Annotated in this window: 21 protein-coding genes and 1 tRNA gene; 10 read left to right on the top strand and 12 right to left on the bottom strand. The window is 57.6% G+C overall.

Features of this window, described 5'->3' with window-relative positions:
• Positions 1-2: 2 nt before the first annotated feature.
• The gene (locus BMX55_RS04285) at positions 3-662 is read right to left on the bottom strand and encodes a retropepsin-like aspartic protease family protein (protein WP_091453434.1); all 660 of its coding nucleotides are present in this window, start codon (positions 660-662) and stop codon (positions 3-5) included.
• A gap of 25 nt (positions 663-687) precedes the next feature.
• A complete protein-coding gene (locus tag BMX55_RS04290; RefSeq protein WP_091453438.1) occupies positions 688-1,173 on the bottom strand; it encodes a YajQ family cyclic di-GMP-binding protein in 486 nt (161 codons plus the stop codon).
• A 78-nt stretch (positions 1,174-1,251) separates the two neighbouring features.
• Here BMX55_RS04290 and murB point away from each other — a divergent pair, with 78 nt between their 5' ends.
• Positions 1,252-2,322 (top strand): UDP-N-acetylmuramate dehydrogenase, encoded by a 1,071-nt coding sequence (murB, locus tag BMX55_RS04295; RefSeq protein WP_091453442.1) that lies wholly within the window; start codon positions 1,252-1,254, stop codon positions 2,320-2,322.
• A 12-nt stretch (positions 2,323-2,334) separates the two neighbouring features.
• Here the strand turns inward: murB and BMX55_RS04300 are convergent, their stop codons facing one another.
• Genes BMX55_RS04300 through BMX55_RS04330 form a run of 7 tightly spaced genes read right to left on the bottom strand, consistent with a single transcriptional unit; the run spans position 2,335 to position 9,886 of the window.
• Positions 2,335-2,910 carry a DUF2242 domain-containing protein gene (locus tag BMX55_RS04300; protein ID WP_091453444.1) on the bottom strand — a complete coding sequence of 192 codons (576 nt, stop codon included), beginning with the start codon at positions 2,908-2,910 and terminating at the stop codon, positions 2,335-2,337.
• 10 nt (positions 2,911-2,920) lie between these two features.
• Positions 2,921-3,340, bottom strand: a complete 420-nt coding sequence (locus BMX55_RS04305; RefSeq protein WP_091453448.1) for an RNA-binding S4 domain-containing protein — start codon at positions 3,338-3,340, stop codon at positions 2,921-2,923.
• Positions 3,341-3,369: 29 nt separating this feature from the next.
• Positions 3,370-5,199 (bottom strand): Na/Pi cotransporter family protein, encoded by a 1,830-nt coding sequence (locus BMX55_RS04310; RefSeq protein ID WP_245751277.1) that lies wholly within the window; start codon positions 5,197-5,199, stop codon positions 3,370-3,372.
• Between the two features lie 45 nt (positions 5,200-5,244).
• Positions 5,245-7,704: a Lon protease family protein gene (locus tag BMX55_RS04315; protein WP_091453451.1), complete on the bottom strand. Its 2,460-nt coding sequence runs from the start codon at positions 7,702-7,704 to the stop codon at positions 5,245-5,247.
• A gap of 42 nt (positions 7,705-7,746) precedes the next feature.
• Positions 7,747-8,847 carry a ferrochelatase gene (hemH, locus tag BMX55_RS04320; RefSeq protein WP_091453454.1) on the bottom strand — a complete coding sequence of 367 codons (1,101 nt, stop codon included), beginning with the start codon at positions 8,845-8,847 and terminating at the stop codon, positions 7,747-7,749.
• Positions 8,847-9,515 carry an Lcl C-terminal domain-containing protein gene (locus BMX55_RS04325; protein ID WP_091453458.1) on the bottom strand — a complete coding sequence of 223 codons (669 nt, stop codon included), beginning with the start codon at positions 9,513-9,515 and terminating at the stop codon, positions 8,847-8,849. The genes hemH and BMX55_RS04325 overlap by 1 nt, the downstream gene beginning before the upstream one ends.
• A gap of 8 nt (positions 9,516-9,523) precedes the next feature.
• Complete coding sequence (locus BMX55_RS04330) at positions 9,524-9,886, bottom strand: TraR/DksA family transcriptional regulator (protein WP_091453461.1); 363 nt, start codon at positions 9,884-9,886, stop codon at positions 9,524-9,526.
• A 1,347-nt stretch (positions 9,887-11,233) separates the two neighbouring features.
• Here BMX55_RS04330 and BMX55_RS16365 point away from each other — a divergent pair.
• From BMX55_RS16365 to BMX55_RS04345, 3 genes are all read left to right on the top strand, one after another.
• The gene (locus tag BMX55_RS16365; protein ID WP_177172820.1) at positions 11,234-11,392 is read left to right on the top strand and encodes a hypothetical protein; all 159 of its coding nucleotides are present in this window, start codon (positions 11,234-11,236) and stop codon (positions 11,390-11,392) included.
• Positions 11,393-11,959: 567 nt separating this feature from the next.
• Positions 11,960-12,289, top strand: coding sequence for a diguanylate cyclase (locus BMX55_RS16910; protein ID WP_091453468.1), 330 nt, complete (start codon positions 11,960-11,962; stop codon positions 12,287-12,289).
• Between the two features lie 191 nt (positions 12,290-12,480).
• A complete protein-coding gene (locus BMX55_RS04345; RefSeq protein WP_091454806.1) occupies positions 12,481-12,693 on the top strand; it encodes a DUF2788 domain-containing protein in 213 nt (70 codons plus the stop codon).
• On the opposite strand, the gene hpnE is transcribed toward BMX55_RS04345, so the two are convergent.
• Positions 12,688-14,022 carry a hydroxysqualene dehydroxylase HpnE gene (hpnE, locus tag BMX55_RS04350; RefSeq protein ID WP_281242816.1) on the bottom strand — a complete coding sequence of 445 codons (1,335 nt, stop codon included), beginning with the start codon at positions 14,020-14,022 and terminating at the stop codon, positions 12,688-12,690. The two genes, BMX55_RS04345 and hpnE, sit on opposite strands and share 6 nt — an antisense overlap.
• Positions 14,019-14,858, bottom strand: a complete 840-nt coding sequence (gene hpnD / locus BMX55_RS04355; RefSeq protein WP_091453472.1) for a presqualene diphosphate synthase HpnD — start codon at positions 14,856-14,858, stop codon at positions 14,019-14,021. Before hpnD ends, hpnE begins: the two co-directional genes overlap by 4 nt.
• A gap of 103 nt (positions 14,859-14,961) precedes the next feature.
• Here hpnD and BMX55_RS04360 point away from each other — a divergent pair, with 103 nt between their 5' ends.
• On the top strand, positions 14,962-16,596 hold the full coding sequence (locus BMX55_RS04360; protein ID WP_091453475.1) for a methyl-accepting chemotaxis protein: 1,635 nt from the start codon (positions 14,962-14,964) through the stop codon (positions 16,594-16,596).
• Positions 16,597-16,721: 125 nt separating this feature from the next.
• Entirely contained in the window at positions 16,722-18,338 is a 1,617-nt protein-coding gene (locus tag BMX55_RS04365) for a flagellar assembly protein A (protein WP_091453478.1), read from the top strand.
• A gap of 15 nt (positions 18,339-18,353) precedes the next feature.
• Here the strand turns inward: BMX55_RS04365 and hpnC are convergent, their stop codons facing one another.
• Complete coding sequence (gene hpnC / locus BMX55_RS04370) at positions 18,354-19,196, bottom strand: squalene synthase HpnC (protein ID WP_245751280.1); 843 nt, start codon at positions 19,194-19,196, stop codon at positions 18,354-18,356.
• Between the two features lie 88 nt (positions 19,197-19,284).
• On the opposite strand from hpnC, the gene BMX55_RS04375 reads away from it, so the two are divergent.
• From BMX55_RS04375 to tig, 4 genes are all read left to right on the top strand, one after another.
• Positions 19,285-20,415 (top strand): efflux RND transporter periplasmic adaptor subunit, encoded by a 1,131-nt coding sequence (locus tag BMX55_RS04375; protein ID WP_091453481.1) that lies wholly within the window; start codon positions 19,285-19,287, stop codon positions 20,413-20,415.
• 6 nt (positions 20,416-20,421) lie between these two features.
• On the top strand, positions 20,422-23,613 hold the full coding sequence (locus BMX55_RS04380) for an efflux RND transporter permease subunit (RefSeq protein WP_091453483.1): 3,192 nt from the start codon (positions 20,422-20,424) through the stop codon (positions 23,611-23,613).
• Positions 23,614-23,701: 88 nt separating this feature from the next.
• Positions 23,702-23,788 (top strand) — tRNA-Leu (locus tag BMX55_RS04385).
• Positions 23,789-23,870: 82 nt separating this feature from the next.
• A complete protein-coding gene (gene tig / locus BMX55_RS04390; protein ID WP_091453485.1) occupies positions 23,871-25,181 on the top strand; it encodes a trigger factor in 1,311 nt (436 codons plus the stop codon).
• The last annotated feature ends 86 nt before the right edge of the window (positions 25,182-25,267 follow it).

Consider the following 25,267-nt stretch of genomic DNA (forward strand, 5'->3'; position numbering starts at 1 on the left):
GGTCAGCGGCGCTTTTCTAGCACCATCTGGTCGGGGCTGCGGGTCATCTGAAAATAGTTCAGAAAATTGTTGCCCAGTAGCACATAGGGCATGGGTTGCGACGTCACTATCGCATCGACACCAAAAACCTGCACATCCCCCAAGCGCACGCTATCGAGGCGCAAACGCCAGCCTTGGGCAATGCCATTGGCAGTGTTTATGCGTACCGGCGGGCCGCTGCGGTAGTCCAGCCCTAAGCGCTGGGCTTGGGCTTGGCCCAAGGCGATGGTAGAGGCACCGGTATCGACCATAAACTCCATCAACTGGCCATTGATCTGCCCTTGCTGCACAAAATGCCCTCGGGCATCGGCCACCAACACCACACGTTGGCTGCCACCGCCAGTGCCACCCACACTCACGGGCGCTTGGCCCAGTTGCAAGGTGCTGCGCGTGCCAGCCACCTCCACCACGGCCTCTTCTTTGCCCACCGAGAGCACACGCACGCCTTGGTGCGTTTCACCGGCAGCCACGGCGCGGGGCGCAGCGCCCGCCACCACCAACAGGGCCTTGCCACCGAGCACGCCACTCAAGGCCACGCTTTGTGCTGGCGCTAATGTGGGGGTCAGCGCCAGAAAGGCCGCTGCCAACAGGTGATGTATCCCGTGGGAGTAAGGCTGCAACATGGGGCCGATCCGCAAGCTGGGGCGCTTAGTCGCGGAAGTTGTTAAACGACAGCGGCATATCGGCAATGTCTTTGCGGATCAGTGCCATTGCAGCCTGCAAGTCGTCGCGTTTGGTGCCGGTAACGCGCACTTTTTCGTCTTGGATGGCCGCTTGCAGCTTGAGCTTGCTCTCTTTGATGAGCTTTTGCAGCTTTTTGGCCAGTTCGCCCTCAATGCCGTTGCGCACCTTGATGACTTGCTTGAGCTTGTCACCGCCCATTTTTTGCGGCTTGCCAATGTCCAAAAAGCGCACATCCACATTGCGCTTGGTCAGCTTGTTGCGCAGCAGGTCTTCTACCTGTTGGAGCTGGAACTCAGCATCGCCAAACAGGGTGATCTCTTTGTCTTTTAGCTCAATGCCCGCAGAGGTGCCCTTAAAGTCAAAGCGGGTGCCAATTTCTTTGGCCGCGTTGTCCACGGCATTTTTGACTTCTACAAAATCGGCTTCGCAAACGGTATCAAACGATGGCATAGTAAAAAATCTTTCCAAAAAAGCGTGTCGCACACAATACACAAGCCCGCCTAGCAGCCCGGTGCGACAATCTGGGCAATGTTAGTCGAGAAAAACGTTTCCTTACAACCTTGCAACACCTTTGGCATCTTGGCCCGCGCCCAGACCTTGGTGCGCGTGCGCAGCGTGGACGATTTGCATGCCCTGCGCGCCGATCCGGTGCTGGGCCGCCAACCTTGGCTGGTGCTGGGCGGTGGCAGCAATATCGTGTTTACTGGCGATGTGGAGCCGGTGGTGCTAAAAATGGAACTGCGGGGCCGCCGCTTGGTGCAAGAGACCGAGCGCGCTTGGATTATCGAGGCCGCCGCTGGTGAGTCTTGGCACGACACCGTGGCCTGGACGCTAGCGCAGGGCTGGCCGGGGCTAGAAAACATGGCGCTGATTCCGGGCACCGTGGGCGCAGCGCCAGTGCAAAACATCGGTGCCTATGGTATCGAGTTGCAAGACCGTTTTGAGTCTTTAGATGCCATCGACATGGCGACGGGCCAAGCTTTTACGCTGGATGCTGCGCAATGCGCCTTTGGCTACCGCGATTCGGTGTTCAAGCACCTGCCAGCCGCCAGCACTGCCGAGGGTCTACCGCGTGGCATGGGGCTGGCTGGGCGCGCCATCATCACACAGGTGCGCCTGCGCCTGCCCAAGCCGTGGAAGCCAGCGCTGGGCTATTTGGAGCTAGAACGCCGCTGCGCTCAAGAGGGTACAACGCAGCCCAGCGCACAGCAAATTTTTGACTGGGTGTGTGAAATTCGCCGTGCCAAGCTACCCGATCCGGCAGTGATTGGCAATGCAGGCAGTTTTTTCAAAAACCCCACGGTCACGCCCGAGCAGTGCGCCGACATCATCGCGCGCGAGCCGAAAATCGTGCATTACCCCATGCCCGATGGCACGATCAAGCTGGCCGCCGGTTGGATGATTGACGCCTGCGGCTGGAAGGGCAAAACCGTGGGCCAAGCCGCCGTGTATGACAAGCAAGCGCTGGTGCTGGTGAATCGAGGCCGAGGCGAGAACAGCGTCACTGGCGGCGAGGTGATGACGCTGGCCAAAGCCATCCAAACCAGCGTCTATGAGCGCTTTGGTATCCGGCTAGAGCCTGAGCCGTTGGTGGTATAGCACGGTCGTGGTTTAAGAATCTGGCTGCGTGCCATCGAGCAAGTAGCGCTTGACCAGATCAAAGAAGCTATCGTAAAAGCTGTCTGAGGAGATAGTCTGGCTACCCACCTTAGCCAAAGACTCGCCCCCGGAGCTAAATGGCAACGACACTGACCCCAGCCCCCCTACACCCAAGCTAGCCGAGTTGTTGATTTTTTTCAGGGTGTAGCTGTCTTGCACAGCGGTGACAAAGCCCAAACTGACGTTGCCGGTGTGGCCTTCGGACACACAAACGATGCGAATCAGCATTTGCAAGTGCGTATCGCCGTTGGGCTGAAAGTTTTTCTTGCCCTCAATCAGCTCAGGTTGGCTGGTTTCAATCAGATAGCCTTGGCTGAGCAGGGCACGCCGGGCGGCCTCGCAGGTTTGCGCGGGGGTGGCATCAAACAGCCGCGAATAAGTAGCCACCGAAGAAAAGCTCTCTTGTGGCCCCAGCACCTTGGTACGACTGGTGGCACAACCGGCCAGCAGGGCCACAGTGCACAAACCAACTGCACAGGCGCTGCGCGGCCCACGGGCCCAAGGGGCGGAAAACGGCAAATAGCTCATAGCAGGGGGCTCATTTTTCTACCGAGGCGCTCCAGCGGTCGCCCCAGTCGCGCACGCGTTCTAGGTCGCGGCGGTTGCGTTTGGTCGGGCGGCCTTCGTGCAGGCTGGCAGCAGGCTCTGGGGCTAGGCGGCGCTGCTCGGCAGCTTTCTCACGGGCCAAGATACTGTCGGGGGTTTCTTCGTACAGTTGCTGCGCTACGGGAGCCGGGCCACGGGTGTGGCTGATAGCGCGTACCAGCACAGTGCGCGGCACCAAGCCTTGGCGCAAGGCCACGGTGTCGCCGGGGCGCACTTCACGGGCTGCTTTCACCGCTTGGCCATTCACGCTCACGCGGCCTTTGGCGATTTCGTCAGCCGCGAGGCTGCGGGTTTTGAAAAAGCGGGCGCACCACAACCATTTGTCAATGCGCAAAGTTTCGGGAGGGTTCATGGCAAGGGCAGGTAGAGATAGAAACCGTTTTATGCTGCTGGCGTGAGCGGCGCTGGCTCACTGTCTTGTGGCAGGGGGGCAAGATCAGACAAGCGCGCCAGCCGCTGCGCCGCTTTATAGCCTTGCTCTACAGCGCGGCGCAAGTCGCTCAGGCGAGCCAGCCAGTCATACACCGCACCCACATCCACGGCACCACCGGCACCGGCGTGCAGCAAGGCAGCTTTGGCCGCTTGGTAGCTGTCTTCAAAATTATCGTGGGCCTCTGTCAGGAGCCAAGTGCAGCCGGGGCCTTGTTGCTCGCCCTCAGGGTCAGCGGTGGTAAAAAACTCCTGTGCGGCCTGAAACACCGGCACCACACACACGACGAGATCTGTGCTGGGGGTTTTGGTTGGCTCGGTGGGCACAGGGGCGGTGCCTGACGTGCTGGTTGGGGTCAATATCTGTTGCAGTACATTGGGCAAAATCAGCAGCGAGGGGGCTGCGCTGGCAAGGGCTGGCTCAGGCCGGGGCATATGCCAGCCTTGCAGGCCTACATGGTGCATGACCCGCGCCAAGGTATCAAAGTGGGTGGCAATGCGCAGCAGTTCGGGCAGTTGGCTCGATACATCTTGGGGCATGGGCTGGCGGCTCAGTTCCCCGACAAAATCACCAATGGCGCGTTGCAGGTGCTCCACGGTTTCTAATTCGCGGGCCAGTTGCTGCTCGGCATGGGCCGGTGCCGCTGCCCAAGGCAAAGCCAACGGATTCAGGCGGGTGGCATGGCCGGCTAATTGCACTGACAGATGGCCCATGCGCGCCAGTTCGCGCCGCAGGGCTTGCAAAGCCAGCACCGGCACCGCCGTCACGTTGCGATCAAGATAACGCGGGCGGGCCAAGTCTTCATGGCCGCTATCAAAGCGCGCCAGCAAAAATTGAACCAGCCAATGCGACAGCGGCCACATCAGCAGCACGCCCAGAAAATTGAACACCGTATGAAACACCACCAGCTGCGTGACCACATCGCCACTGTCGGCGGCCCACAAAATCATGGTGTGGATCAGCTCCAGCAAGGGCGAGAGCAGTGCCATCGCCACCACCGCCGTGACCACATTGAACAAGACATGCGCGGCTGCCAGCCGCCGAGCATTGGCAGTGGCACCAATGGCCGCCAGAATGCCGGTCAGTGTGGTACCCACATTGGCACCAATCACCATGCCTGCGCCCACCTCGACCGTCATCATGCCCCCAGCCACAGCGGTAAGCACCAGCGTCAGGGTGGCCGATGAGGCTTGCAACACAATGGTCAGCGCCAGCCCGATCAGCATAGCCAAGCCCACGCCATGCCAGTCATTGCCCAACTGCGGCAAAGATTCTGGCCCCAGCCCGGCAAAGCCGTTTTTGAGCATATCAATACCCAAAAACAGCACACCAAACCCGGCCAGCGCCATGCCCAGCCCAGCCCGGCGCGTGCCTGCCCCAGTGAGCTTGAGTGCCATGCCAATGCCAATAAAGGGCAGGGCAAAGGCATCAATTTTCATTTTGAAGCCAATCCAAGCCACCAGCCAGCCCGTGACCGAGGAGCCTAGGTTGGAGCCAAACACCACCCACAATGCCGAAGAAAACGTGAGCAGCCCGGCATTGACAAAGCCAATCGCTGCCACCGTCATGGCCGTGGACGATTGCACCAGTGCCGTGAGCAAAATACCTGTGATGAGCCCGTGCAGGCGGGTGCGCGTCCAAGCGGCCAAAATGCGCTCCAAAGCCCGGCCTGCGGCCAGTTTCAGGCCATCGGTGAGCATGGTCATGCCCAGCAAGAACAAGCCAATGCCACCCAGCAAGGCGATGAGCATCATTGTGGGCGAAGGGGCAGCAGGGGTCATCGTTCTCTCCTTCGGCAAAGGTGCGCTAGGCCGTAGGCGGCAGGGTTACGACGAGCGGCGCGGCAGCCGCGTGCGCGCTGCGGCCTGACAAGCCCGGCGAAAGCGGCGCAGCGTCTGTTCGGCGCGGGCAATCACGCTGCCCGCTTCTGCCGTCATGCCGCTGGCATCGACACCGGGGGCGCAACCCGTGAGCAAGGCTATGCCATCGCCCACATGGCTGGCGGTATAGATATGAAAATTCCCTTGCGCTACCGCTTGCACGATGTGCGGCTCTAACATCAGGTGGTGGCGGTTGCGCGCCGGAATCAGCACCCCTTGGCGGCCATCCAAGCCCGCCGCTGCGCAGGTGCGAAACCAGCCCTCGATTTTTTCATTGATACCGCCCACGGGCAGCACCTCGCCGTGCTGGTTCAAAGCCCCAGTGACGGCAATGCCTTGTGCCAGCGGCAAGCCCGACAGCGCCGACAGCAGTGCATACAGCTCGGCGCACGAGGCCGAATCGCCCTCCACACCGCTGTATTCTTGCTCAAACACAATCGAGGCATTCAGCGCCAGCGGGGCAATGTGACCAAACAGCGCCATCAGGTAGCTGTGCAAAATCAGCACCCCCTTGTCATGGATGGGGCCAGACATTTCTACTTCGCGCTCAATGTTGAGCAAGCCCTCGTGCCCGGCAAAGGCCCGCGCTGTGATGCGTACCGGAAAACCAAAGCGGTAGTCGCCCAAGTCAATTTGCGTTAAGGCGTTGATCTGACCGATATGGCTGCCGTGCAGGCTCAGGAGCCGCTCGCCGTCGGTGATGGACTCGTGCAGGCGCTCTTCGGGGTAATTGTGGCGCAACATGCGCGCTTGCAGGGCAGCGTCAATATCGCAAGACTCGACCAAAGTGCCGCTGCGGCTGCTGCACTGCGCGGCACTCTCAATCACCAGCGCCTCGGTTTGGGCAAACAGGGCACTTTGTCGCGTTTGGTCGTCGGCATCGCGGTGGCTTTGCTCTAGCAAGCGGGCTACGGCAGCGGCAGAGAGATGCGGCAGGTTGCGCTTGCGCACCGTTTGGGCGATAAAAACGGCAGTGTTGTGCCGGGTGTGCGCCGTGGCACGGAAGGATTCGACAAAATCGACCTTGACACGAAAGCGCCGCGCCACTTCGGGGTCGCCTTCTTGCAGGGCGTAATACTCGTCCACCGAGCCAATCAGCACAATTTTCACGTCCACCGGCACGGACTCTGGTTGCAGCGCCACCGTAGCTAGGGGGCCATGCGGGGCACCCGGCTCCTCAATTTGCAGCCGGTTGCAGCGCAAAAAGCGGCGCAAGCGCTCCCACAAGCCCTCGTCTTCGAGCAGATCGCGCAGATGCAACATCAAAAAGCCGCCATGTGCGCGCAGCAAGCTACCGGCATGGATGCAAGAAAAATCAGCCAGCAGCATGTCGTCTTGGGCTTGGTATTCAATGCTGCCAAACAGGGTACGCACCTGCGGGTTGTCTTCGCTCAGCACCGGGGCGCTATCTAACCCGGCATTGTCTACCACCAGATTGACATGGCAATGCGCCAGCAGGTCTTCCAGATCGTCTTTGCGCTCTTCTTCGGCGGCCTCACTGCTAGGCTCGCTGCTGACAAACAACTCTAGCTGCTCAAGCACCTCTTTTTGCACTTGCGCTAGCCATTGCGTCAGGCGGGTAGGGTCAGCCTCTGGGGCCTCTGGGGCCTCTGGCGTCTCTGGGGGGGCTTGCAGGCTAGCGCGCACGGTTTGCAAGGCTTGCTCTACCAAAGGCTGGGCCGTTTGGCGGCGCAGTTGCTCTAGGGCCTCGTCGCGGGCGCGCTCCAACGGGCGCGTAACATCGAGAAAATGGGTGATTTCTCCGCGCAGGCGTTGCTCGGCGGTATCCAATTCAGCGCGGCGCTCACGCGGCAGAGCATGGGCTTCGTTTTCGGTCAGTGGGTGGCCTTTGGCCCCCAGCAGGGTAAAAACCATGTGGCCGTTATCGCGGCTGAGGCGAAAGTGCAGCGTTTCGGCCAAGGCATCGAGCGCAGCAAAGGCGGCATTTTCTTGCGTTTGGTAGTTTTTTTCGATGCGTTCGGCCTCGGCGCGAAAGTCCGCCCCTTCTAGCCGCTTGGGCAGTTCGGTTTGCAAGGTGCGGGTGCATTGCTCCATGCCTTGGCGCAAAAGGCGGCCTTGGCCTGCGGGCAGGCGCAGTGCATGGGGGTGCTCAGGGGTGTCAAAGTCGTGCAAATAGCAGACATCGGGCGGCACCGGGCGCTCCTTGGCCGCCGCCTGCATAGCTTGGCGCAGCAGTGAGGTGCGCCCGCTGCCCACTTCGCCCAGCACAAACAGGTGGTAGTCGGGTTGCAGCAGTCCTAAGCCAAACTGCGCCGCTGCCTGTGCGCGCTCTTGGCCTATCCACGGCACGGGCAACCCTTGCAGTTCTGCGGTGCTGGCAAAACCCAAGGTGGCAGGATCGATGGTCAGGCGCAGTTGGTTGGGGGCAAGGGTGGCAGCAGGCATGGAGCGATGTGGGTTTCTCAAGATGGGTTAATCGGAGGTGTGTCAGGCACCTTCTGGCGCGCCACCGGCCAGCGCATGGGCTTTGGCGCTAGCCTGTACCATGCGATCAGGCGCTTGCGTGGGCCAGCCCAACAGGTGCTGTTGGGCAATGCCTTGCAGCGCGGCAATCCAGCCGGGGCTGTCATTCAAACAAGGGATGTAGTGAAATTCTTTGCCACCAGCGTGCAAAAAGGCTTCGCGTGCTTCTTGGTTGATTTCTTCAAGCGTCTCTAGGCAGTCGCTGCTAAAGCCAGGGCAAATCACATCCACCCGCTCCACACCCGACTGGGCCAATTGCACCAAAGTAGGCTCGGTGTAGGGTTGCAGCCATTTGGCCTTGCCAAAGCGCGATTGGAAGGTGACTTGGTAATCGTCCTTCTGCAAGCCCATGCGCTGGGCCAGCAGGCGCGCGGTCTTGTGGCTTTCGCAGTGGTATGGGTCGCCCAGATGCAGGGTGCGCTCAGGCACGCCATGAAAGCTCATCACCAGCTTATCTGGCGGGCCATGGCGCTTCCAGTGGTTTTTCAGACTGGCGGCCAAGGCATCGATATAACCAGCATCATCGTGGTAGTGATTAACAAAGCGCAGCTCTGGGATGTGGCGCGTGCGCGCCGCCCACGCATAAACCGCATCACACACGCTAGCCGTAGTGGGGCCAGAATACTGTGGGTACAGCGGCAAAATCAGGATGCGCGTAGCCCCTTCTGCCTTCAGGGCATCGAGCTGGCTGGCAATCGACGGGTTGCCATAGCGCATGGCATGGCGCACCAACACATGGTGCCCGGCGTCTTCTAGGGCATCGTGCAACAGGGCGGCCTGCTTGGCTGTCCAAACGGCCAGCGGCGAGCCTTCGGGCGTCCAAACGCTGGCATATTTGGCCGCTGATTTGCGTGGCCGGGTGCGCAAAATAATGCCGTGCAAAATCAGCCACCACAGCGGCTTAGGGATTTCTACCACGCGCTGGTCAGACAAAAACTGCCCCAAATAACGGCGCAATGCTGATGGCGTGGGTGCATCGGGGGTGCCCAAATTGCACAGCAAAACGCCAGTGCGGGGGGCTTGTCCGTGGGTGTAGGCTGGTTCAGGATAAAAAGGCATCGGCATCAATCAAAAGAGCGTACGAGGCGCACGGCCAAGGGCGTGGTTTTGGGCAGATCGCCGGTAGCCTCGCCCGTTTGCGGGTTGAACGCCCAGCCCAACAAAGGCGACAGGGTACTGCCGCCTTCGCCGGTGCGACCTTGGGAAATGTTGGCATAGTCGTACTGATTGCCAGGGCTGTGCTGGATAGAGGGCGTAGACGTCCAGTGCAGATCGGTGGGCGCTTGCGGAAACAAACCCGGATGCAGCCCCGGTGGCTTGCTGTATTTGTCCACCAGATGGCGCAACTCAGACACACGCGGCAACCGCCAGCGCACTCCCGGCGCTGGGCTGCGCGCCGCCGCCAACTCTACGGCATCGGCATACTCAAACAACATGCGAAAGCCAATGCAAGTGCTGCCCGTCCAGCGCATCCCCTCCACACAGCGCGGCCAAATCAACCTGCTGCGCAGATCGAGCACATAGTTGCCATCGGCAGAAACCACCAAATGCGGTGGTACTGGCGGCAGGGCAGGCGTAGCACTGGGGGAGGCGGGTATGGGGGTGATGGTCACAGCCACCCCTGCCGGTGCGCTCTGTGCCGCCCCCTTGGTGGGAGCTGCACCCAGCACCAAGCAGGCCACGACACACAGGGCAGAAGAAAAAAGCGTGGAGTGCAGCATGGTAGGGGCCATCAGTGCCTTTAGTGCGCCTTGTGGTGCTGTTGTTCCCAACGCGACTTGCAAGCCACACAGTGCTGCGTTTGCGGCTCGATTTTCAGACGCTCAAACGGGATATGGCAACCACATTCACCACACAGGCCATAACTGCTGTCTTCAAGGGTCTTGAGGGCATGGTCAATGCGCTGGATGTCGGCAGCTTCAATGTCGGTCAAGGCTTGCTCTACTTCGCGAGCCACATTGCGCTGCACCACGCCACCTTCATCGGCAGAAGGCGGGGTCAGGTTCTCACGTTTTTGCGCAATTTGCAGCAGCAATTCGCTGCGGTGGGCCAGCAGCAAAGCTTTGAGTTCATCGCGTTGCACGGCGGTCAGTGCTTGGGGCATGTGGTTCTCCTGTAGGGGAAGGGTCAAAAAAAGATGGGCCTGCGGCCACCTGTCCAGAATACCCGTTTCCGCCCCCCGTGCCGGGCAAATGCAGCAACAATTGGGGTTTATGGCTCAAGCACGTGCATTGTGACGGCTTGCTGGCTCTGGCTACGCCCCCCTGCCTACACTAGTGGCAGTGCCCACCAAGAGAAGATCGTAGCCCTGCCAGTACATTATCAGAAACTTCTTTAGAAGAATGGTTTATTGTGGAATATATGCCATTTAAATAATTGGCAATCATTCAATTCGATAAAAATAAAAATCTAGAAAAATTAATACTGCCGGTAGTTTTTACAATCGTAACCAGCTTTATTATATCCACACCAAAACCAAGAAAGTAAAAATAACACAGAAAATAATATCTACGCCGAATTTTCGGCATCATGTTATATAGCATACGAGATTGAGGAAAATTTTTACAAATAGGAATTCCGGCTGCCGGAGCCAATAAAATTGGTGCCATCAGCACCCAACAATCCAGAACATCAAGAATTTATCTACAAACCAGCATTGCAAACCCCATACAAATAGTCTTTAATTCTTTATTCTGCTAACGGCATGGAAATTCCACATTATTATAATTTTCCTAAAAAACAAGGACATCAATCTACTGACCTCAGGCACTCTATTGAAAAATCCAATGGGGAAATCATAGAAACCCCATGTTAAAAATTTTAACCAAAGACCTGTTATCGCCAACAGACCGCCATCAAAAACAAATCTAGCCATATGATTAGCATACCGACTAAAATTTTCTTAATTATCCGAATAATTCTGCTTTGCCAGACAACCAAATTCGCTCTTGAAAATCCTAATCTTTCACCATCAATATGCCAAAATAATGAATTATTGCAACACCCAGAGATCAATCAAGCATACTTGATAAAATCAAAGAACCCAGTATCAATGCACGAACCCCTATTAAAACAACTCCATCGACTAGCTAGATTTTGTAAATTATCCTTCCAATCAAAGATTCCTTTATTCCTGTGCGCACAATACAGTGGCTGACCCACAAAAGCTCTGGTGGCCTTTCTACATTATTTCTTCTCTTAGCATAGTTTTCTTGTGGCGCATATAACATCCATTGCATGCAGCCACCACCAAAATCCAGAGCATGATCTGTGGCAAAGAAAAACCCCATACCTTGCCAGTATTTTTCAAGCTGAATTTCATATTTTTCAGTATCTTAAATATTTTTATTCGATCAATACAACGAATTAGCAAAAGACTTAGGCCAGAGCAACGAACCCCCTCATCTCCATTATTAAAACAGAATAAAAATAGCCATAATTACTCAAAAATATGGCAATCAACGAAACACTATTGCGAAAATTAAACATACTGGAAAAAAATATGCTCTTTCTAAAACATGAATGGCAGGCAATCGCCATAAAAGTGACACAAGCACTGCCGCCATCATACCAAGATGCTCTCAATTTCTTCAGCACCAAAATCAGCTAATAATTTTATGGATCACTGTATTTTTAAATCATTGGATTAAAAAGTTCACGCTATTGAATTGATAAATATTCTGTACTCACACACAATGCTCGCGACGACATTATCGGCCCGCCAAGTATGTCCAGTGATCTTAAAAAACGATCAAGTCTTCAACTCAGGCACTGTGAGGCCATCGTTCATTTTTCAAATGATACAATTATTAGAAAAATGCTAGGCGGTGTAATCATTAGCTGCCCCCAGAGGATGAATCTATTTCAAATTAAACCGATGGCACAATAATTTCAAAAATCAGCACCATGTTACTTCTAGAAGATTACCAGCATGAAAAATAAATTCTTCAGAATTAAGAAGCGGTATCGTCAAATTCCTGAGGGGCCGACTGTGCGAAGATAGTATGATGCTTAGCATCAGCGCCACGATTTTTCTGATCTTTGATGGTCAAGGAAATGTAGTCGGCACCTCTGAGGTTGCACGCGATAATACTGAGAAAATTCGCAAAAACGATCTAAAACGCTTGACGTAAACCCATATGCTCACAGGCTTGGCAATCGGCACCATTTCACAGCACTGACCGAGCAAGAGTTAGCACACACCGCTTTCTACGGTAGAAAATTATCGGCATTGATAATATATATTGACCACTTCAAAAATATCAATAGCACCTATGGTCACCATGCTGGCGATCTGGTTACTCAGAAGCTGGGACAATTGTTCCAACAAAATTTGCGTAAAGATATTGACGTGGCAAAGCGCATTGGTGGCGAGGAATTTGCTGTTATTTTGCCCAAAACAGACAGTCAGCAGACCGTGGATGCCGCAGAACGTTTGCACGACGGATTGCACGCACCGAGGTGCCTTGGGAGCAGGGTGGCCCGCTCCACTTTACCGTGTCAGTAGGGGTGGTCGGTACCTCTATGGTGCCAAAGCAAATGGCCGTAATCGGGTCTGCTGCGAGCATGCCGCCCTCTCGTGATGGTGGGTGACGCCGGAGCCAGCAGCCACAGGCGCAGGACAATACGGTTCTTACTTTTTGGAGGTACTTTTCCGATGTTGTTGTTTCCCCTGTTAACGCTGCGGTGGTGGCAGCCATGATTTTCGGCTTGACTGAAGAGCAAATTGCCGAATTTTTCCTCACCTATGGCGTCGGTGCCTTTATCGTACTGATGCTTTTTATCATTGGGCAACTGGCTTGGGAGTCCAAGGCGGGCAAGTTTGGCACGATGATCATGTTCATCGGCTTGGGCCTAGGTATTTTGGGTTTTGTGGCCAAAATGGTGTTGCAGTCGGTGCTCAAGTTATAGCGCCAGCTGGTCAAGCACGCCCAAACCCGCAGCGGTGCCACTGCGCACCGCCCCCTCCAACGTGGCGGGGTAAGGCCCAGCAATGTAGTCGCCACAGGCCCACAGGCCATTGGCAATCTGGCGCGCTGGGCGTTGCAGCCCTGGGGTGCAGGCAAAGGTGGCACGCTTTTCAATCACGGTTTGTACCGGCACCAATCCCTCGAGGCCCAGTTCGCGCTGCGCCTGTTCTAGCACCTGCTGCTCTAGGCTAGCGCGGTCTCCTTGGCTAGCGCTGGCTACAAAGGCCAACAGCCCCGGTGGGCCACCAAGCTGGCCCCGATCAAAAACAAATTGGGCAGGCCCATGCAGATGGCTACGCAAGGCCAGCATCGGGCTTGACAATACCGGCCCCGGCCCACGCTCTTGCATCGGCACTTGGGCATACACAGTGGCTATGGCCTGAAACTGCAAGGCTTGTGCGGTGGCCGTCCAATCGCACAAGCGGATCACCATGGCAGGCGGGGCCGTTTGCACGCAATGCGACACCAGCCGTGCCGCTTCATTGCTCGAGCAGGCCAGCACTACAGCATCAAAGGGGGTGCCGTTGATCAGCCAGCGCCCACTTTGGGGCATGGCATTGAGTGTGCGCGCGCGCACCCCGGTGCGGACAATCGAGCCTTGGCCCCGCAGCCAGCGCGCAGCGGCTTCTGGAAAAACCTCACCCAAATTGACACGCGGCAGCAGCAAATTGGAGCCCCCCGGCCCACTGAACAAGCTATCGTGCAGCACCCGCAAAAAAACTTGGCCACTGGCCTGTAGGGCGGGCGTGTTGAGTGCTGCCACGCACAGCGGGTCAATAAACTCATCGAGCAGGCGCTGGGGCAGGGCGCTACACAACTCGGCCACCGTCACTTGGGCATCACAGCGAAAACGCTTGAGCCGCCACTTGAGCGCCGTGCGCAACAGCGCCAGCCGCTCTTGGCGCTTCCAGCCTCTGGCAGTAGCAATAGCCACCAGTGCATCCCAAGGCGGCGATAGCCTAGGCCATTGCAGCCCGGTGCCATCGGCAAAACGCAGCACCAGCGGCAAGCGCAACAGCGCGGCATCTACATCCACACCCACTTGGCGCATCAAACGCAGCGATTCAGTATAGGCACCAATCAAGATATGCTGACCGTTGTCGAGCACCAGCGGCGCCTCATGGCTGGCACTGTGGCCCAAAATGGCCCGCGCCCGCCCGCCAATCACGCGCGCAGCCTCTAACACCGTGGCACGGTGCCCGCCTTGCACCACGGCCATGGCCGCTGCCATACCCGCCCAACCCGCCCCAATGACGGCTACTTTTTTCACAAACGCCCCAAGGCTTGAACTTTCCAAGCCAACCAAAATTTGCGCAGTGGCGTCAGGCTGATGCGCTGGTGCAGCACTTGGAATTCCTCGTCTTCAATCTCACGCAGCAAGGTGCGGTAGATGCTGGCCATCATCAGGCCAGGCTTTTGGGCGCGCCGGTCTGCCGCTGGCAGCAAGGCCAAGGCTTCGTCGTAGAGCTGGTGCGCCCGCTGGGCCTCAAACCGCATCAGCGCCACAAAGCGCTCGGAGTATTCGCGCTTGATGATCTCGTGCGCCTTGACATCAAACTGCTGTAAATCATTAACGGGCAGATAGATGCGCCCGCGCAGCGCATCCTCGCCCACATCGCGCAAGATGTTGGTCAGTTGCAGCGCTTGGCCCAAGCGGTGGGCATATTGTGTGGTGGCGGGGTCAGTTTGGCCAAAAATTTGCGCCGCCACCTCACCTACGATGCCCGCTACCAAATGGCAATAGCGTTGCAGGCCAGCGTAGTCCAAATAACGGGTTTGGTCTAAGTCCATCAGGCAGCCCTCAATCACGGCTTGCAGGTGGCGCGGCTCCATGTGGTAGCTGGTGGTGTGGGGCATCAGGGCCTGCATCACCGGATGGCTAGGTTGGCCCTGAAAGGCCCGTTGCACTTCGCCCTGCCACCACACCAGCTTGTTGCGCGCAACGCTAGGGTCGGAGGTTTCATCGACCACATCATCAACCTCTCGGCAAAAGGCATAAAACGCCGTAATAGCTGCCCGCCGGGGTGGAGGCAGGAACAAAAAGGCGTAATAGAAACTGCTGCCCGAAGCGGCGGCTTTTTGCTGGACGTACTGTTCCGGATTCATAGGGCGATTGTCACATGATGCCTGTTCGCTTTTGGCAGAGCTTTCGGGCGCTATCATCGCTGGCCCCCAGCCACTTCTCTCTCCTATTGCTTGTCTTGCCCCTATGTTCAATAACCTGCGCATTACCCAGCGTTTTATCGTCATCCTTTGTGCTTACTGGATTTCATTTGCTGCTGTGATTGCAGTCAGCCTCTGGGGTTTGCTGGCAGCACGCGATGGCCTGCGCATCGTGCATGACCAAGCCATGCAGCGCGCACTCATGGCCGAAGAATCCATGAATGCCACGATTCAAAATCGCTTACAAGTACTGTTGGCCTTCCAACACGCACCAGAGAACCCATTGGCGTCGGTACACACCCACCCAACCAATCTCCACTTGGATGCCATTGCCGAGACCCGTATCAAAGCTAACGCAACCAACAAGGCGATGGAAGAGGGCATTGTCGATCCCGAAGAGCGCAAACTCTACGATTCCACCAAGCCCATCCGCGCCGCATGGCGGGCCAAGCTCGATGAGACCACTGAAGCCATCCGCACGGGCAACTTCAGTACTGTGGCATTAGAACGATTTTTGGTGGCCAGCCGTACCGAAGGCGAGGCAGTTGTCCAGTCGATGGGGGCCTTTCGCGATTACCAAGTAAGCCGCGGCAAGCTGGCCTATGAAGAAGCGCAAAAGCGCTACGAAGCGGGCCTGTGGGTGTTTGGCCTGACCACCGTGCTGGGGGGCATTCCTGCCACCTTCCTGGCGCTCACCTTGCTCTCACGCATGCGTTCAGGCTTTGGCATGGCTATTGAAACTGCCAGCGAGATTGCAGGCAACAACTTGTCGCACCCCGTGCCCCATGCCGGTCACGACGAAATTGGCACACTGCTGGGCCAGATGGAAATCATGCGCAGCAATCTGCACAAAACTATCAGCCAAGTACGCCACGGGGCCAATGCCATTGCCGGTGCGGCTGCCGAGGTAGCCACGGGCACACACGATCTGTCGGCCCGCACCGACTCACAAGCCAGCTCTTTGGAGCAAACGGCGGCGGCCACCGAGCAGCTCTCAGGCACTGTGCGGCACAACGCCGACAACGCCAACCAAGCCAACCAACTGGCCTCTGCGGCCACCGGCATGGCTCAACGTGGCGGTACTGTGGTGGCACAAGTGGTAGGTACGATGGAAGCCATCAACACGTCTTCGCGCAAAATTGTGGACATCATCGGCGTGATCGATGGCATTGCTTTTCAAACCAATATTTTGGCGCTCAATGCAGCAGTAGAAGCAGCACGCGCTGGTGAGCAAGGCCGGGGCTTTGCCGTGGTGGCCTCTGAGGTGCGCAACTTGGCTGGACGCAGCGCTGAAGCAGCCAAAGAGGTGCGCGCCTTGATTACAGACTCGGTGGACAAAGTGGGCGTGGGCAGCACCCAAGTGTCACAGGCGGGCACTACCATGCAAGAGATTGTCTCTGGCATCCAGCGGGTGGCCGATATTGTGGGCGAGATCGCAGCGGCCAGCGTCGAGCAATCTTCCGGGCTGGCACAAATTAACCAAGCCGTGGCCCAACTCGATGGCGTCACGCAGCAAAATGCGGCCTTGGTCGAACAAACCTCAGCCGCGTCCAGTGCCTTGCAAGATCAAGCGCGCCAATTGGCTGCGCTGGCGGCCTTGTTTACTTTGGAGTCTGGCAGCAGTGCCAGCCAGACCCTGCGTTCTGTACCACGGACATCCGTGGCCCTGCTGGGCCGGTGATGCACTCGTGGCGCTCTGGGGCATACCAGCCATTGCCTTGTTATGCAGGCGTGGTCGGTACTGCCGTTGTTCATATTGATTGCAGCCAATCCAATGGGGTGTTGTGCTGATTGCGTGGGGAATTTATGTCGTCCGTTCTTCAAATTCCAGGTCTTTCGTTTGAGGAAGCTGATAACCAAATTTTGTTGGTGGCCTTGCCCACCACAGAGCGTCAGCCCATCGATAGCGATACCCTGCACGAATTGCTGCTACAAGCCGGTTACGGCGATTGCTCTATCAATCAAGCGTCGATCCGCAGCGCCGCTGAGATGTGCAATATGCAGAAAGAGCCTTTTGGCATTGAGCTGGCGCGCCGCTACGATGCAGAGTACCAAGTGCATGTGTCCTCTGATGGCATGAATGCCACCCTGACCATCATCGCGCCCATTGGTGGCAAAGCGGTCAGCACCGATGATGCTTTGCGCGCATTGAGCAAGGCCAGTGTCAGCTTTGGGATTGACCAAAGTGCCGTGCAAACGGCCTGCGAGCGCGGCAGTTGTACCCATGTGATTGTGGCGCGTGGCATTGATGCCATTGATGGTATCGATGCCTTATTTGAAGACCTGACCCCGCACACCGTCGATCGCGAGCCTAAGCTCGATGAAAATGGCCTGATTGACTACCGCGAGCATGGTGAAATCGTTGCTGTGCAGCCCGGCTATCCACTGATGCGGCGCACACCAGCCACCACCGGCACCGATGGCAAAAGCGTCAAGGGAACCGTGGTCAAGGCCAAACCTGGTAAAGACAAGCCTTTTGCCACCGGGCTCAAGGGAGCAGAAATCTCTGCCGATGACCCCACCGTGCTGGTGGCGGCCATCGGTGGTTTGCCAGTACGTGTCGATGCAGGTGTTAATGTCGAGCCGGTGCTGCATTACAAAGAAGTAAATATGGCCACCGGCAACATCCACTTTGATGGCAGCGTCCATGTCACGGGTGAGGTAGTGCAGGGCATGACCATCCATGCCACCGGCGACATCGTGGTCGATGGCATGGTCGATTCGGGCATTTTGCAGGCCGGGGGCGATATACGTATTGCTGGCGGCATCATTGGCCGCTCAACGATTGAAGCGGCAGGCTCGGTAACAGCCCGTTTTGCCGAAGGGGTAGAAATCCGCGCAGGCACTGTCATTGCACTCAAAGACATGGCGCTAGAGTGTGAGCTGCACGCCATCAACCAAATCACCATTGGCACAGGCGTGCGCAAAACTGGGCGCTTGGTGGGTGGCAGCGCCTCGGCCATGATGGCGATTCGTGTCGCCACCCTAGGCTGCGACAAAGGTGGCACCACCAAGGTCACGTTGGGCGTTAATCCAGCCTTAGATGCCGAATATGCCGCTCTGCTCAAGCGCATTGAAGAAGAAAAAGCCCAAGAAACCCGGCTAGAGCAAGTGGTCAAGCAACTCAAAACGGCTGATCCAAAAGGGATGCTGGAGCGCGCCCGTGCTTCTTGGCAACTGGCCGTGCAAGTGTGGGGGAAATCGCTCAAAGAGCGTGAGGTACTAGAAAAAGAACTCGAAAAAGCCCGTTTAGCACACCTAGAAGTCACTGTGGGCACTGAGGGCGCGGTAGAAATCACCCTGTGCAAATTGGTAGCCCGTTTGCGCCAAGACTTTAGTGCTGGAGCATTTCACTTGGATGAGGGCGGCAGCCTGATCTTTACGGGGCGCGACAGCAAACCGGTGATTTTGGCACTGGGCTAAACAGCCAGCACTTGTTTACATCACCAGCGCCCGCCCCAGCATCAGCGGCCCATCCCAAGCTCGGATGCGGGGCCGCTGGTGCAAGCTGGCACCGTGCAGCGCCTCCAGTTTGTCCAAGATGCGCAGGCCCCCTTGCACCACCAGCCGCAACTCCCAACCAATGCGCCCCGGCAACCGATGCACCAGTGGCGCACCGCGCAGCATTTCGCTGCGCGCCCATCGGGCGCAGTCCAGAACCAAGGCCACGGTGGCTGGGGTGCTGCGCAGCGCCAGCAGATCAGCCCGCGCCACGGCATGGGCAGTGCAGTCGGCTTCGGGCAGGTAGAACCGGCCGCGTGGAATATCTACACTCAAATCTTGCCAAAAATTAATCAGTTGCAGCGCCGTACAGATAGCGTCACTTTGCTGCAAGGCTTGGGGCTCTTGCACGCCATACAGGTGCAATAACAAGCGCCCCACAGGATTGGCGGAGCGGCGGCAGTAGTCGAGCAATTCGGTGCGGTCAGCGTAGCTGGCAGCGGCAGCTGTTTTTTGTACATCTTGTACAAAGGCACTGAGCAAATCGTCCAACAGGGCTACCGGCAGCTGGTGGCGGTGCAACATGGCTGCCAACGGCACAAACACCTGCGCCCAACGCGGGCCGGGGGCAGCACCCGTAGCAATGATATGCAGCTCCATGCGGTAAGCCGTTAAATCGGCCAGCCGTTCAAGATCTGTGGCATCACCTTCGTCGGCAATATCGTCAGCAGTACGCGCAAAGGCATAAATAGCAGCAATCGGTGGCCGCAGTGCGGGCGGGCACAAGAGCGAGGCCACCGGAAAATTTTCGTAATGGGTAATAGCTTGAGGTTTAGTCACAGGCCTGATTGTCGCTTGACAAGCAACGCCCCTATCGCCTAGATTACTAACCAGTCAGTCAGTAACTACCCGCTACTCTGGATTTTTCATGTCCTCTTTGCCCGCACCACCGTCCCGTAAGGGGCTTTTTTGGGTTTGTGCCGCCACTTTCTGCTTGGCGGCCTGCTCCCGGCCCGAACCTGCTCCTGAGCCACTGCGTGCCGTCAAGCTGCTGACGGTGGGAGCCAACGCCTTGCAAGCCCAGCAAGAATATGCGGGTGAGGTGCGCGCGCGCACCGAGTCACGACTGGGCTTTCGTGTGGCGGGCAAAATCATGCAGCGCCCGGCAGAACTAGGGGCACATGTGCGCCCCGGTGAATTGCTCGCGCAGCTCGATCCACAAGACTACCAACTGGCAGCGCAGGCAGCACAGGCCCAAGTCACGGCAGCACAAACACAGCAAGAATTGGCAGCTGCTGACTACCAACGCTACGCCCGTCTGCAAGCGCAAAACTTTATCAGCGGTGCTGAATTAGAGCGCCGCGAAACCACCCTCAAAGCCGCACAAGCCACGCTGGCCCAATCGCGCGCCCAAGCAGCGGCACAAAGCAACCAAACCGGCTACACCCGCCTGTTGGCCGATGTGGCCGGTGTGATTACTGCCATTGAGGCAGAACCCGGTCAAGTCGTCACTGCGGGAGCACCGGTGCTGCGCTTGGCCCACGATGGCCCGCGCGATGTGGTGTTTGCTGCACCCGAAGACAAAGTGTCCGCCCTGCGCACCGGCCAAGCGGTGCAAGTGCGGCCTTGGGTGCAGGGTGCCTTGTTGCAAGGGCGTATCCGTGAAGTAGCTGCCAGCGCCGATCCCACCACCCGCACCTACGCCGTCAAGGTGGCTTTAGAGGGGGCCAACCCGCCAGCTTTGGGGGCCACGGTGTATGTGCTTCCGCAGTCTTTAGGTCGGGCTGGTCAGACCGCTATCACCCTGCCCACCACTGCACTGCTGCAGCAAGGCAATGGCACCGCCGTCTGGGTGTATGACCCAGCCACCAGCACGGTGCGCCTGCAAAAAATAGAAGTGGCTACGGCCGATGGCAATGCAGCCGTGGTGGCCTCTGGCCTGACCCCCGGCATGCAGGTGGTAGCTACAGGCGTGCATGTGCTGTCGCCGGGGCAAAAAGTGACCGTGTACCAGCCCAAAACCGGGGTTGCAAATGGTGTTGTTTCTTCTCAGCATTAAACCGCCATGACTACCCCGACCAAGCCAGAGGGCTTTAACCTCTCCCAGTGGGCGCTAGACCATCCGGCCCTCACGCGCTACCTGATGATCGTGCTGATGCTGCTGGGCTTTGCGGCCTACTTTCAGCTGGGTCAAGACGAAGACCCGCCCTTTACCTTCCGCGTCATGGTGGTGCGCACCCTGTGGCCCGGTGCCACCGCGCAGCAGATGGCCGAGCAAGTGACCGACAAGCTCGAGCGCACCCTGCAAGAGGCCCCCTATGCCGACAAAATTCGCAGCTACTCTAAGCCCGGCGAGTCACAAATCATCTTCCAGATCAAAGACTCCTCCCCAGCCAGTGAGGTAGCCAATGTCTGGTACACCGTGCGCAAAAAAATCACCGATATGCGCCACACCCTGCCCCAAGGCATCCAAGGGCCGTTTTTTAACGACGAGTTTGGCGATGTCTATGGCGTGATTTATGCACTAGAGGCCGATGGCTTTAGCCCAGCGGAACTCAAAGTCTTTGCCGATGATGCGCGCCAGCAGTTGTTGCGCGTACCCGATGTCGCCAAGGTAGAACTCTTTGGCGTGCAAGACGAAAAGCTGTTTGTCGAAATTTCGCAAAAGCGCCTATCCCAGCTGGGGCTGGACATGAATGCTGTGCTGGCCCAACTGGGCCAACAAAACGCCATCGAGAGCGCGGGCACAGTGCAAACCCCGCACGACCAAATCCAAGTGCGCGTAGCCGGACAGTTCAACGCCATCGAAGAACTGCAAGCCATGCCCATCCGGGGCGCTTCGGGGCGGCCATTGCGTTTGGCTGATATTGCCGAGGTGCGGCGTGGCTATATCGATCCGCCCAACGTCAAGGTGCGTCACGAAGGACAAGACGTCATTGCCTTGGGGGTTTCGATGACCAAGGGCGGCGACATCATCGCCTTGGGCAAAGCCTTACACCACGCCACAGACACCATCGCCCAACAATTGCCTGCCGGTGTGCGGCTGGTCAATGTACAAGACCAGCCCCAAGCCGTGGCTAATTCGGTCAATGAATTTGTCAAGGTGCTGATGGAAGCCGTGGTCATTGTGCTGCTGGTGAGCTTTATCAGCCTAGGCTTGCACCGCCGCCCCGGCACGCAACAGTGGTGGCGACGCTGGACGCTCGACCCCCGGCCCGGCTTGGTGGTCGGCATCACCATCCCACTGGTTTTAGCCATCACCTTTTTGGCGATGTGGTACTGGAACATTGGGCTGCACAAAATTTCTTTAGGCTCGCTCATCATTGCGCTGGGCCTGTTGGTGGACGATGCCATCATCGCCGTAGAAATGATGGTGCTCAAGCTCGAAGAAGGCTACGACAAGGTGCGCGCTGCCACCTTTGCCTATGAAGCCACAGCCATGCCCATGCTCACTGGCACCTTGATTACCGCCGCAGGTTTTTTACCCATCGGCATTGCCAAGTCGGTCACGGGTGAATACACCTTTGCCATCTTCGCCGTGACGGTGATTGCGCTGGTACTGTCGTGGGTGGTGTCGGTGTATTTCGTGCCCTATTTGGGCACCTTGATCCTCAAGCCACCACCGCATTTGCCGTTAGTACCCGCAGCACCGGGAGCGCCTGAAGGCATCCACGCCGATCCGCACGAAGTGTTTGACACCCCGTTTTACACCGCGTTTCGCCGTTTGGTTGATGGGTGCGTGGAGCACCGCTGGCTCACCATTGCAGCCACGGTACTGATTTTTGCCTTGGGCGTAGTGGGCATGGGCCGGGTGCAGCAACAGTTCTTCCCCGATTCCAACCGCCCCGAAATTTTGGTCGATGCGTGGTTTCCCGAAGGCACCTCTTTTGTGGGCAACGAAGAAGTCACGCGCCGCATTGAGGCCCGACTGCGCGCCGAGCCAGGCGTGAACAGCGTCACTACGTGGATTGGTTCGGGCGTACCCCGTTTCTATCTGCCCCTCGATCAGGTGCTGCCACAGAGCAATGTGTCGCAGTTCATCGTCATGTCCAAAGACTTAGCCACCCGTGCTATTTTGCTGGAACAACTGCCTGCCACCTTGGCCAGTGAGTTTCCTGAAGTACGGGGCCGCGTCAAACTGCTGCCCAACGGGCCACCCGTGCCCTACCCGGTACAGTTTCGTGTCGTGGGGCCAGACCCGCTAGTGCTGCGCGCCCGTGCCGACGAGGTCAAAGAGGTGCTGCGCCAATCGCCACAAATGCACGGCGTCAATGACAACTGGAACGAATCGGTCAAAGCGCTGCGTCTGGAAGTCGATCAAGACAAAGCCCATGCGCTGGGCGTGAGCAGCCAGAGCATTGCCCAAGCCTCTAGGGTGATGCAGTCGGGCGCATCCATTGGCCAGTACCGTGAGGGCGACAAACTCATCGACATCGTGCTGCGCCAGCCCGAAGCCGAGCGCCGCTTGATTACCGACATTGCCAATACCTACTTGCCCACGGCATCAGGCCAGTCGATTCCAATGATGCAAATTGCCAAGCCCATCTTTACTTGGGAACCGGGCGTCATGTGGCGCGAAAACCGCGACTACGCCATCACCGTGCAAGGCGATGTCACCACCGGCGTGCAGGGCGCTACCGTCACCGAGGCACTGCTGCCCGCACTGCGCCAAATCGAAGCGCGTTGGCACACATCTGGTCAAAATGCCTACCGCATTGAGGCTGCTGGAGCGGTAGAAGAAAGCGCCAAGGGTGCAGCCTCAATTGCGGCGGGTGTGCCCGTCATGCTGTTCATCACCTTCACCCTATTGATGCTGCAATTGCACAGCTTTAGCCGGGCACTGCTGGTATTTTTGACTGGGCCGCTGGGCATTGCCGGTGTAGCTGCTGCCCTGCTGCTGCTTGATCGCCCGTTTGGCTTTGTCGCTCTGCTGGGTGTGATTGCCCTGATGGGCATGATCCAACGCAACTCCGTCATTCTGATCGACCAGATTGAAAAAGACCGCGCCCGTGGCGTACCGGCCTGGGATGCCATTGTCGAGGCTGCCGTGCGCCGCCTGCGCCCAATTGTGCTCACAGCCGCCGCAGCAGTGCTGGCTATGATTCCCCTGTCGCGCAGCGTCTTCTGGGGGCCGATGGCCGTTGCCATCATGGGCGGCTTGATCGTGGCCACCGTACTCACGTTACTGGGCCTGCCAGCCCTGTATGCAGCCTGTTTTCGTGTGCATCGGCCCAATCCTTTACTGCGTGATGGCTAAAACTGCTCGCCAACAGGTTAAAATAACGGACTCACCAATTTCACACAGGCGGCAAACTCAGCGTTGCCGCACTGTTTGTTAGAAGAGTGCGCGGGTGGCGAAATTGGTAGACGCACCAGGTTTAGGTCCTGACGCCAGCAATGGTGTGGGGGTTCGAGTCCCCCCCCGCGCACCACTCTTTTATAAAAACTTGCCCCCCATTGGCGTGCGCTATGGCGTCATGGGCAGGTTCAAATCCCCCCAATATAGGAATCGTCATGGCTGTTACCGTTGAAACCCTCGAAAAGCTCGAACGCAAGATCACGCTGAGCCTGCCTGCCACCGCCATCGAAACCGAAGTGCAAACCCGCCTCAAGCGCTTGGCCCGCACTGTCAAGATGGATGGCTTCCGTCCCGGCAAGGTTCCTCTGAGCGTGGTAGCCCAACGTTATGGCTACTCAGTGCAATACGAAGTGCTCAACGATAAAGTAGCAGAAGCCTTTTCCGTGGCCGCCAACGAAGCCAATCTGCGCGTTGCTGGTCAGCCCCGCATCAGCGAAAAAGAAGGCGCACCTGAAGGCGAACTGACTTTCGATGCCGTGTTTGAAGTCTTCCCCGAAGTCAAACTCGGCGACCTGAGCGACGTCACCATTGAAAAGCTCACCACCGAAGTCGATGACGGTGCCATCGATAAAACTGTGGACATCCTGCGCAAACAACGCCGCACCTTTGCCCAGCGCCCCCAAGACGCTGCTGCCCAAGACAGCGACCGCGTGACGGTGGATTTTGAAGGCAAGCTCGATGGCGAACCCTTCCAAGGCGGCAAGGCTGAAGACTTCCAGTTTTTGGTCGGCGAAGGCCAGATGCTGAAAGAATTTGAAGACGCCGTGCGCGGCATGAAGGCAGGCGAAAGCAAGACTTTCCCCTTGGCCTTCCCTGAAGACTACCACGGCAAGGACGTGGCCGGTAAAACAGCCGACTTCTTGGTCACCGTCAAGAAGATTGAAGCCGCCCACCTGCCCGAAGTCAACGAAGCCATGGCTAAGTCCTTGGGCATTGCTGATGGCAGCATCGATGGCCTGCGCGCAGACATCAAAGCCAATCTGGAGCGCGAAGTCAAGTTCCGCCTGCTGGCCCGCAACAAGCAAGCTGTCATGGACGCCCTGCTGTCCAAGGCTGAACTCGATCTGCCCAAGGCCAGCGTAGAGTCTGAAGTCGAGCGTCTGCGCGAAGGTGCCGTGGCCGACCTCAAGCAACGCGGCATCAAAGACGCCGACAAGATCGAAATTCCTGCTGACGTCTTCCTGCCCCAAGCCGAGCGCCGCGTGCGTCTGGGCTTGGTCGTAGCCGAGCTGGTACGTGCCAACGAACTGCAAGCCAAGCCAGAGCAACTCAAAGCACACATCGACGATCTGGCCGCCAGCTACGAAAAGCCTGAAGACGTAGTGCGCTGGTACTTTGGCGACCGCCAACGTCTGGCCCAAGTCGAGGCCGTAGTGATCGAAAACAATGTGTCCGATTTTGTCTTGGGCCAAGCCAAGGTCACCGAAAAAGCCATCGCCTTTGACGAGCTGATGGGCCAGAGCTGATCCACGGATTCCACGGTGCTTGGCGAAAATCTTTGATTTCGCCAGAACCTTTGGCATCCTAGGGGCTTGTGCTTACGCGCACAGGC

This window comes from Giesbergeria anulus (assembly GCF_900111115.1).
GTDB classification, from domain to species: Bacteria; Pseudomonadota; Gammaproteobacteria; order Burkholderiales; family Burkholderiaceae_C; genus Simplicispira; species Simplicispira anulus.